The sequence below is a fragment of the Luteibacter sp. CQ10 genome, from assembly GCF_040900725.1.
Lineage (GTDB): Bacteria > Pseudomonadota > Gammaproteobacteria > Xanthomonadales > Rhodanobacteraceae > Luteibacter.
Genome location: NZ_JAEUYM010000003.1, coordinates 591,995 through 602,459, shown reverse-complemented (window position 1 = coordinate 602,459; position 10,465 = coordinate 591,995). Strand labels below are relative to the sequence as shown.

Annotated in this window: 8 protein-coding genes and 2 pseudogenes; all 10 read right to left on the bottom strand. The window is 59.1% G+C overall.

Features of this window, described 5'->3' with window-relative positions:
- Positions 1-182 precede the first annotated feature (182 nt).
- Positions 183-824 (bottom strand): hypothetical protein, encoded by a 642-nt coding sequence (locus JNG39_RS15835; protein ID WP_368312825.1) that lies wholly within the window; start codon positions 822-824, stop codon positions 183-185.
- On the bottom strand, positions 821-1,054 hold the full coding sequence (locus JNG39_RS15830; protein WP_368312846.1) for a hypothetical protein: 234 nt from the start codon (positions 1,052-1,054) through the stop codon (positions 821-823). Before JNG39_RS15830 ends, JNG39_RS15835 begins: the two co-directional genes overlap by 4 nt.
- Positions 1,055-1,255: 201 nt before the next feature.
- Positions 1,256-1,507, bottom strand: a pseudogene (locus JNG39_RS15825) (RHS repeat-associated core domain-containing protein); the annotation flags it as partial.
- A 436-nt stretch (positions 1,508-1,943) separates the two neighbouring features.
- Entirely contained in the window at positions 1,944-2,369 is a 426-nt protein-coding gene (locus tag JNG39_RS15820) for a hypothetical protein (protein WP_368312824.1), read from the bottom strand.
- 14 nt (positions 2,370-2,383) lie between these two features.
- Entirely contained in the window at positions 2,384-3,181 is a 798-nt protein-coding gene (locus tag JNG39_RS15815) for an RHS repeat-associated core domain-containing protein (RefSeq protein WP_368312823.1), read from the bottom strand.
- Positions 3,072-3,365: pseudogene (locus JNG39_RS15810) on the bottom strand (hypothetical protein); the annotation flags it as partial. The pseudogene JNG39_RS15810 and the gene JNG39_RS15815, both read right to left, overlap by 110 nt.
- A 170-nt stretch (positions 3,366-3,535) precedes the next feature.
- A complete protein-coding gene (locus tag JNG39_RS15805; protein ID WP_368312821.1) occupies positions 3,536-3,901 on the bottom strand; it encodes a hypothetical protein in 366 nt (121 codons plus the stop codon).
- A 240-nt stretch (positions 3,902-4,141) separates the two neighbouring features.
- On the bottom strand, positions 4,142-4,462 hold the full coding sequence (locus JNG39_RS15800; RefSeq protein ID WP_368312844.1) for a hypothetical protein: 321 nt from the start codon (positions 4,460-4,462) through the stop codon (positions 4,142-4,144).
- Between the two features lie 289 nt (positions 4,463-4,751).
- Positions 4,752-8,264, bottom strand: a complete 3,513-nt coding sequence (locus JNG39_RS15795) for an RHS repeat domain-containing protein (protein WP_368312820.1) — start codon at positions 8,262-8,264, stop codon at positions 4,752-4,754.
- On the bottom strand, positions 8,261-10,372 hold the full coding sequence (locus tag JNG39_RS15790) for a DUF6531 domain-containing protein (protein ID WP_368312819.1): 2,112 nt from the start codon (positions 10,370-10,372) through the stop codon (positions 8,261-8,263). The genes JNG39_RS15795 and JNG39_RS15790 overlap by 4 nt, the downstream gene beginning before the upstream one ends.
- Positions 10,373-10,465: the final 93 nt, after the last annotated feature.

Genomic DNA, 10,465 nt, shown 5'->3' with positions numbered 1-10,465 from the left:
GTCAGGCGGCCGTCGCCGTCGTAGCTGAGCGTGTTGGTCAGGCCGTTGCTCGAGGTCCAGCCGGTGAACGACGCGTCACCGCCACGGTAGGTCAACGCGCTGGCGACCGGCGTCGTCGTGCCTCAGCCTTTAGAGGAATGGTCGGGTCGGGAAACATGCTCGTCCCGGACAAGCTTATATCTTCACTCAACCGATGCCCTTCCTTGGGCGCCAAGCAACCGACGAAACTTTGCCTTGAGCTGGTGAGCCGTCAAGCGATCGACGATCGACATCTTCTCCACATCCACGATGTACCCGGTCACGCTGCCCATATTCGTGCATCCAGAGCTTGCTGGAACCTGTTCAAGCAGCAATAGATAACTTTTATTCTTGAGCCAACCGACTGCCCCTACGTTTTTTTCTTTGCAACTTGATTCGAGCGTACTGACTTGCTCTATGAGTTCTTCCACTAACATTTCAGTAAGACCCGTCGCTGATCTTACAAACACTTGCGTATGCCAAGTCCCGGAGGCCCCTCCATCGCTAGCATTCACGAATACCTTGCCACTATTCGATGACCAGTCGAGCTCCACCAATTCTGGTGCGCTTATGTAGTCAGGGAGCCTCGCAATAACCGCACCATGAAGATCCTTAAAGCTGTAGTTGTTGCCGTCAAAAGAAAACTCCAAAACTCCGTCTGGTGAAAGAATCTTCCCGTATCGCCCGATAGAGTCAACCTTAAGCAATTGCGCGTGGCTCGACCACACCGGCTGCCGCTCACTTCCCGCGCTCACCTCGAACGATGACAACACGAAAACGATCAAGCATGTCAACATTCTTCTCATCGTTTTTCCTCAAAGCCGTCCGGACATTCAAAGTCATCTGGCAGATTGCTAATTACGGTTTCCGCGGATTTCCTACCAAAAGCATTCGCCGCACCGCTAGACTTAAATCTGTAGATATCAAAACGCGCTCCCCGACTATTTCGTATATTGGCATCACCAACATCGCCAATCGTAAATGTCTGCGACTTCGGGCCTCCGGTAGTTTCAAGTCCACTGGCTTGGATGGTCACGGGGCCCATGACTGCCTTGAGCCGTTTCTGAGTAGCTACTCGTTCTGCGGTAGTTCCATACGCTAAGCCGAAAGCTGCAGGACTGATTGCCACGGATCCGTTCCGCGGAGCGATACCAAGCGCTCCAATCCCTATCGCCTGCTTCGGCCCGACTGCCGAGTAACTTGCTATTCCCTTGCAACTCTTGCATAGACCCAAAGGGTCAGTACCGTTAAGCGGGTCGCCTCCCAAATAGGAATATGTAGAAGGTCCATCAATCAACCCGGCGGGATCACTCTCCACATACCGCCCCAAATCCGCCCGATAGTCCCGAAACCCGTTGTTCCACGTCTTCGTCTCATCGTCAAAGTACTGCCCAGGGAAGCCCAGGTTCAACTTGAACCCTTCCGTGACCACCTGACGATCAAACGCGAAGTTCTCCGCCGACCACACGATGCTCCGCGACGTATTCATCGCCACTTCCGGCCGCCCCACCTGATCGGCATGGATGGCGTAAACCTGCCCCCCTCTATGCGCCCGATCAGGCGTCCGTTTATCCATAGGTAATCGACCCAGATACCGTTGGTGTGCTCCGCCAACATCGGGCCGCCGCGATCCGGGGCGAAGAAGGTCGTGCCGAGCGTGCCCACCTTGCGCAGCCGCTGCCCTTCCGGGCTCACGTAGTGGTCGTGGTCGCGCCCGAATCCAAACGGTCGAAAGCGTCGTAACGATGCTGCAACGCTCCGAGTCGAGCCACGGCGCGTCGCTGAGTCCTTGTTGTCCATAAGGCACGTTGATGCTCGGCTGAAATAATTCTTCCTCGAGCTTGCCGCGCTCGTCTAAACCCTAATGCTCGCTAGAGCTCTCGACGGCTGCCACGGGCGTCACACGGAAGTTCATCGTGCGACTATCAATCAACGCAATGCTCTATTAGTGAATTGAAGACGATACCGTCAATCTTCTCCTTTGATGAAAGGTCGCCCAAATATCGGCATGAGACCCGGAAACTAGCGTCTGGGGGCATTGCATAAATTCCGTTGACACCAGCATTTTTGTTAAGAACGATCCAGACATAAGGATTGTCACCCGAACCCCCAATAACACCGAGAACGTCATTCCCGTCAGCGCCGTCAGCACCCCTGAGAATCATCGGCATCCTTAGGCCCTTCAAATTACGATGCTGGTACTCAATAACTTGCAAGTCAGCCCAAACAGGCGCCTGAGTAATTTCAGCGAACGCCTTGTCAGCTGACAAGATGCGTTTTAAAGGAAAGTAGCAAAGTAGCAAAGTAAGAGCGACAACGATGGATACCGTGAGAAGCTTGGCTTTCCGCATACTTAACCTTGCCTTCATGGGTTAAAGGCACCAAGACTTGAAGGAACACTTCCGCCCTGAGGAATTTGTAAAACTGAAGCGCCGGGGAAGGACCTGGCAAGCGTCGCGGAAGTCGACGGTAAATTATTCAGAAGAATGCCGCCTGCTTGCGCAGTCGCCATTACCAGTTCATCGCCCACTTTCGCAGACGAAAGCGCACCGTTAACCGCTGTTGCACAGTCGTGGCTCAAGATCGAACACTTTTCGGTTGAGCGCTCCGAATACTCATCATTCATATAGTCCATCATCGTCTTCTCCTGCTCAGGCGTAGTGTTTATCACGTATGCGGTAGTGGATCGGTACTGCCCCTGCTTTTCAAGATATGTTGTCAAGCTCGAACCAAACTTTGTTCCTGTTCCATGACTGAAAACCCCCTTCCCCGTAAACGCTAATGCAACGTGCCCGAATGGATTCGTCACTGTTCCGTTACCTACGAGAACCACAGTGGCCAGTCCAAGCAAGTCGACCGCCGTGGATGGGTTCGCTTCGACGTACGCATAGGTATTCACGCCCCCTACCAGACCTGTGGGATCACTCTCCACATACCGCCCCAAATCAGCCCGATAGTCCCGAAACCCGTTGTTCCACGTCTTCGTCTCATCGTCAAAGTACTGCCCTGGGAAACCCAGGTTCAACTTGAACCCTTCCGTGACCACCTGACGATCAAATGCGAAGTTCTCCGCCGACCACACGATGCTCCGCGACGCATTCGTCGCCACCTCCGGTCGTCCCACCTGATCGGCGTGGATGGCGTAGACCTGTCCACCCGCCATTGGCGTACTCCGCCAGCATCGGGCCGCCGCGGTCCGGGGCGAAGAAGGTCGTGCCGAGCGTGCCCAACTTGCGTAGCCGCTGCCCCTCCGGGTTCACGTAGTAGGTCGTGCCGGTGGCCGAATCCATGCGGTTGAACGCGTCATAGTGGTACTGCGCCGTCCCGTCCACCGTCGTCAGGTTGCCGTTGGCGTCGTAACCCGGGGCCTAGGTGTTCGTGCTGACGCGTCGCCGCCACGGTAGGTCAACGCGCTGGCGACCTGCATGGTTGAGTGCGTCGGTGCTGTGGGTGAGCTGGCCGTTCGCGTCGTACTGATAGCTACCGATGTGCTTGCTGGCACGAGACGAACAATTCATCAAAACGAACCGTTTTCGCGCGCCAGCCTTGGAGCAAAAAGACGATTGGCTGCATATGTACATGCAAGCCCCGTTATGAGCATTGACGGCAAAATGAACCACCACGTTTTAAGAAGAAATATCGCATCTTCTGATGAGCGAAGACACATCAATAAGACACCCAAAGGAATCGGGAATAATGCGAGCGTGCCCGCAGGAATCAGTGCAGGCGAGGTTATTAAAACGCCCATACAGACGAAAATTACCCGCTTTCGACTATTAGGCCACGCAATATTTTTCACTGGATACACGAAAAACGATAGAAGACCTATACCTATAAGCAGTTCAACCGCAGCAACGGGGATAACAAAGACGGTGAAAATCATGGTCGCACCCTGCTCAGAAGTTTGGCATCGCACATCATTAGATTACGCACTACTCGTTCCGACCAGGATCATCGCCCCCAATGCAGCCCTGCCTCGACGTCCTCGTCTCATCGTCAAAGTACTGCCCAGGGAAGCCCAGGTTCAACTTGAACCCTTCCGTGACCACCTAACGATCGAACGCGAAGTTCTCCGCCGACCACACAATGCTACGCGACGCATTCGTCGCCACTTCCGGCCGCCTCACCTGATCGGCATCGATGGCGTGAACCTGCCCCCTCTATGCGCCCGATCAGGCGTCCGTTGATCCATAGGTAATCGACCCAGATACCGTTGGTGTGCTCCCCAGCAGCGGGCCGCCGCGGTCCGGGGCGAAGAAGCTCGTGCTGAGGGTCCCGATCTTGCGCAGCCGTTGGCCTTTCTGGTTGACGTAGTAGCTAGAGCCGGTGGCGGAACCATGCGGTCGAACGCGTCGTAGCGGTACTGAGCCGCCCCATCGACGTTCGTCAGGTCGCCGTTGGCGTCGTAGCCGAGGCACTGTGGCTCATCCCGACTAAGCCTTATGAAAATCTTTACCGTTGAGATCGCTGAAACTATTTTTCAGTTTCGCAGCTTAGTTTTATGCGGAGGCCGTCTTTGAAAGAGTAGTATTCAGTACATTTCACACCATTACTCGTTACTTGACGCCGACCAATGTCGCTTGATTCAAATAATTCCAAAATTGAAGTCGACCCATTTCCATCCCAATCCATTTCCTTCCACGAGTACCCCGTTTCCCAGACAGACCACGCACGAAGCCCAAAATAGAGAATTCCGATTATGACAAACCCACTCAAGATCAAAAAACTGCACCTCAATGCGCCCATGGTGCTCCACCTCGTCTAGCCGGATTGATAGCGGGATGCTCAATAATTCCATTGACGACTCCCATATCGAGCAACTTGTTTCCCAAAGATACCGGAAGCAGCTGTCCTCCCGTATCAATTCCCGCTTTCATAAGGGCACGCTGAACAGGGCCTCCACAATTATTCATCAGGATGTCATATCCGCCACGAGGGTTAGAAAGGTAATCCTTCAATGAATGCTCTTGAGAAGAGGATACGTTTAACTTCAATTCCACCCCATTCCTAAATTCGTTTTTTTGATTATAGGCAGCGGTAGACATCACAGTCATGCCTGCTGGCCCAAATGAATAGGTAATGCCATTTATGTCAACAGACACGTGACCAAAAGAGGATTCTCCCCAGCCCACCGGCTGCCATATGGTAACGCCTGCCTCAAGACCGAATGCGTCATAGTAAGTGAGCGGATTGTTTCCCACATAACCATATGTATTCGTTCCCGCGACAAGCCCAATCGGATCGCTCTCCACATACCTCCCCAAGTCCGCCCGATAGTCCCGAAACCCGTTATTCCACGTCTTCGTCTCATCGTCAAAGTATTGCCCAGGGAAGCCCAGGTTCAACTTGAACCCTTCCGTGACCACCTGACGATCGAACGCCAAGTTCTCCGCCGACCACACGATGCTCCGCGACGCATTCGTCGCCACCTCCGGTCGTCCCACCTGATCGGCGTGGATGGCGTAGACCTGTCCACCCGCCACTCGCCCGATCAAGCGCTCGTTGATCCAGACATAGTCGACCCACCCGCCATTGGCGTACTCCGCCAGAAGCGGGCCGCCGCGATCCGGGGCGAAGAAGGTCGTGCCGAGCGTGCCCACCTTGCGTAGCCGCTGCCCCTCCGGGTTCACGTAGTAGGTCGTGCCGGTGGCCGAATCCATGCGGTTGAACACGTCATAGTGGTACTGCCCCACCCCACCGACCGTCGTCAGGTTCCCGTTGGCGTCGTAACCCAGGGCCTGGGTGTCCATGCTGACCAGGCGGTTGCTCGCCGGGTCGATGCCTTGCGCCTGGGTCACGCCGTTGATCACGTGCGACGTGCGATTGCCGTTGGTGTCGTACTGGAAGCCTTCGCTGTTCGCCGTCGAGGTCGCCGAGGTCAGACGGGAGACGCTGTCGTACTGGAAGGTCTGTGTGAGCGAGGCATCCCTGCCGTTGGTGATGCGCGTGATGCGGTCGGCCGCGTCGTAGCCGAAGCCCAGGCCCTGCACGCCGGGCACGCTGATGCCGGTCAGGCGGCCGTCGCCGTCGTAGCTGAGCGTGTTGGTCAGGCCGTTGCTCGAGGTCCAGCCGGTGAACGACGCGTCGCCGCCACGGTAGGTCAACGCGCTGGCGACGGGCGTCGTCGCACCGTTCGCGGTCAGCGTGGCTCCCGATAGCCGGCCGTACGCATAGGCGTAGTTGAGCTGGTTGCCGTCCGGATAGACCACGGCGCTCAACCGGCCCAACCCGTCGTAGGCGTAGCCCAGGCCATACCCCGTGCCGGCGATGGAGAAACCGCGTCCAGCGATATCCCCTTCCGGGGTGTAGCTGTACGAGGTGGTACCGGTCGCATCCGCCACGCTGCACAGCCGTCCCGCGCCGTTGGTGCAGCTGTCATAGGTCGCGTGCTGTACCATGCCGCCGGCCGTGACGCTGGTCAGGCGATTCAATCCATCGTAGCCGTAGGCGGTCTGCACACCGTTCGCGCGGGTCATGGATTGCAGCAGGCCATTACCGTCGTACGAGAACGTGGTGATGCCGCTGTCCGGGCTCACCTGACGCCACAGCTGCCCGAAGCCGTCATAGTCGTAGGTCGTGGCATTGCCGCGCGGATCGACCACCCGGACGATCCGGTCATCAGCATCGTAGGTGTACGACGTGGTCGCGTTATCCGCATCGGCGGACGAGACGACCCGGCCAAGCGCGTCGTAGCTCAGCGACCGCACATGGTTGAGAGCGTCGGTGCTGTGGATGAGCTGGCCGTTCGCGTCGTACTGGTAGCTTTCCTTGACCTGCCCCGACGCGTCGCGACGGGCGATGACGTGTCCCAGCTCGTCGTAATCGATGCTGACGGTCGTGGCGACTTCCGGCGGCGGGATGGCGTGGGTATCCACGCTGGCCAGCGTGAAGCTGCCGCTCTTGAGCAGGAAGCGGCGACCCGCCGTGCCGATGCCGCCCAGCGCTTGTGAGCCATTCTGGCCGCTGGCGACGACCGCCGCCGCGGAACCATCCAGGTTGGAGGTCCAAACCTGCGCCGTAGCGCTGTTGGAACTCCAGGTGATCACGCTGGCACACGTGGTGTTGCCCACGTCGATGGCGCAGGTTCCTGGATTCGCGGAGATGGTCCCACCCAGCACGGTGATGCCGACGGCGGGCGTTGCCGTGCCGAACCACGCCACGCCCTCCTGGAGCATCTGCCACTGGAAGGTGTAGGCACCCGGTGTCGACGGCGCGGTGATATTGAACGTGAACGAGGCGGTCTGCCCCGGTGCAATGTCGCTGGGCAGCTCGACACGGCCCGGACCCCAGATGGTGCTGTTGCCTACCGACCCGAGTTTGAACGCCGTGCCCGCCGTCCACGTGTAGTTGCCGTTGTTGTACATCTGCACGTTGACGGTCTGCACGCCACCCACCTGCATGGTGGTCGCCACCGACTGGCCGACGAACTGCGCGTTGCGCACGGCCACGGGCACCGTGAACCTCCCGGAACCGGGCAGCAGGTTGTTGGCCGCTCCGATCGGCGAAATGCCATGCAGATAAATCGCCTGGCCGCCGAACTGCACGCGCTGCGCAGACGTCAGCGCGATCTGGAACCGGTAGCTTCCGCCGCCCACGCCGCATGCACTGGCCACGGCGGGCTCGCTACCCACGTTGGCGGTGTAGCGCCCCAACATGACACCGGTGCCCGCAGCCCCACCCACGTAGAGATCCACATTGATGGACTGGGCCATGTAGGTCGAGCAAGCCCAACCGGAGATCACACCATCGGACGACACGCCGTCGATGTTGCCCGTCACGACCGAGTTGAGCACGGTGAAGGGTATATCGCCGGTCTCACCGCTCTTCCCCGTGCTGTCGTAGGCCACGACTGCGAGAGTATGGCCGCCGGGCGCGAGGCCGGTGAAGGTGGTCCTGAACGACGAGGCGGAGTACGTGGTGATGATCTTGTGGTCGATATAGAAGACGATGCTCGAGACCCATGTGTCCTGATCGGTCGCCGACGCACCGACGGTGATGACGTCGGTGGGAAGGAAGGCACTATTGGCGGCCGGTACGGCGGTCCAGGTGATGACCGGACTGTGGTTCGGAGCTTGTGGTGGACAGATATGGTCGGGTTGCTGACATATCTGCTGATTGGGCTGCGGCAAGGCCACCTTTGAAACGGTCGCGGTCGACGTCGCGGGCCCGCCGCTCGCCATCGCCGGATCTTGCAAGCCCGATCCCACCAGGAGCGCAAGGCCCAGCCACAGGATGAGCCGCCTCATGGCACGGTCCCCTGCGCCGGCTGGACATACACCCGTTGTTTCCTTATCACCGTGGGCAACGACATCCCGTTGTACTGGTAGGTGGTCTCCGCGAACGTACCGCCGCTTTCGGGCGAGAACTCCGCGGTCATCCGGCCGGCGACGTCGTATTGGTACGAATGGGTCTGGCCGTCCGGCTGGGTGATGCGCGCCAGGCGACCGAAGCTGTCGTAGTCGTAATGCGTGTCCTGCGTGCCGCCGTTGCGATACGTGCGCATCACCATGATCCGGCCGCGCGTGTCGTAGGTGAAACTCCGTCTATCGCCGTTCGGACCGGTGATGGCGCCAGGTAGCCCCAGACCGTTATAGCCGTCGTAGCTCGTGGTGTGCCCGGCGGCGTCCTTCACCGACAGCAGGTCGCCTTCCTGCGAGAAGCTGCTCGTGACCGCGTCGCTCGTACCGGCGAGCGGTCCGTCCACCGTCATCGTCGCCACCAGCCCGCTGGGCCACGTGGTGTAGCTATACGTGGTGACGCGGGTGGTACCGGCCGTCGCCGATACCTTCGACGAAAGGTTCTTCACCGTGACCGATTGGAGGCGGTTGTTGCCGTCATAGGCATAAGTCGTTTCGTGATCGCCTTCGACGGTCACCTTCGTCGCGCGGTTGCTGGCGTCCCACTCGAAGTCGGTGGTACGGGCCTCGGGTTTGCCGTAGGCCTCCACCTGCTGCTGCAACTGGCCGTTCGCCGCGTACGAGTACAGCGTGAGGTTGCCGTTGAAATCGGTGGACCCTTGCGGATAACCGTTGGCATCGAACGTGGCCGCGCGGGCCGCTGCCGCGCAGTGCGTGGACGCCAGGCCGGATATGCCGGTCTGGTTGCCCCGGGCATCGAAGCTGTACGTCGCCTGTTTGCCCAACGGATTGACCACCGTGGTGCCGGTGACGATGCCGTTGCCGTCCAGCGCGTAGTCGAGGTGATAATGCCCCGCACCGTTGGCCATCTGGGTGTCCGTGGACCGGCCGTTGGCGTCGTACTGGAACGTGGCGAAACGCGAACCGTTGATGGTCTTGCCGGTCAGCGCGGTGACGTACTGGGTGTTCTCGTACTGATACGTCACCGTCGTGGCCGGTGCGCCGCCACTGGTCGCGGGCAAGGTGACGCCCGTCAGGACGACCGCATCGACTTTCCAGTTCGACGTCCCGGGAGGCTGCGTCCCGCCGAACTGGGTGATCGGGGTCAGGATGGTGGTGAAGGTGTACTGGTAGACGTTGCCTGCCGGATCGGTCACCTGCCTCAACCAGCCATGGTCCCACGTGAAGTCCACATGGCGTCCCGAACTGTGGGTGACCCGCGTCAGGTTATGGACGCTGTCGTACGTGAAGGTCAGGCCGACGTTCTGCGGGTTCTTGATCGACACCGGGAATCCGTTGGCGTCGTAGACCTCGACCGTCTGGTCTTCGCTGTACAGCGTATACGTCGAGCCGGTCTGGAGAATCTTTGCCACCGGACTGGGCTTGTCTTCGTACCAGCCCGGTGTCGGGCTCGTCGAATAGTTGAATTTGATCTGCCGCCCGTCGGCGCGCTGCGCCCAGATGGGCTTGTTCAGTGGATCGCACGGCGTACTCGACGGCACCGGGTAGCACGACGACGTGGGATCGGGGGTGGTGAACAGCAACTTGTAGTCGAAGTTACTTATCCAGCGCCGACCGAAGATGCCGATGCCGTTCCAGTAGTGGTCATAGGTGCGAGTGAGTGCGAGGCCCATCTCGCCCGCGCCCGCGAAGTCCGTTTCCGGTTCGATGCGGTTGCCCGTCGATATCACGACGGGATCGCCCACCTGGCCGCAACTGTCCTTGGTGTTTGCATCGCGAGGGGCTACCGTCAGGTCGCCCTGGTTGGCCGACGCGAGCGCGCCGCCACCCCCGCCCGAAAGCGTGGTACCACCGCCGAGGTGACCACCTTGCCCGTCGTTGGCATAGGTCGGCTTGCAGCTGAAGTCGCCCGCATTGCTGTAGTCACTGCCGACGACCACGCAATCCCAGCGGGTAATGAAGACTTCGGCGCGAAGCGACGGTGGAAAATACGAAACGCACAACCCCAGAACGCACAGAAAAAACCAACGCGACATGCTCAATTCCCTTTCCCCTATTCCTTCGATGTTTCCCCTGGCCGACGCATTGCACGCGGCACGTTGCGCCGAAACGTACGGCATTGCCCAAGC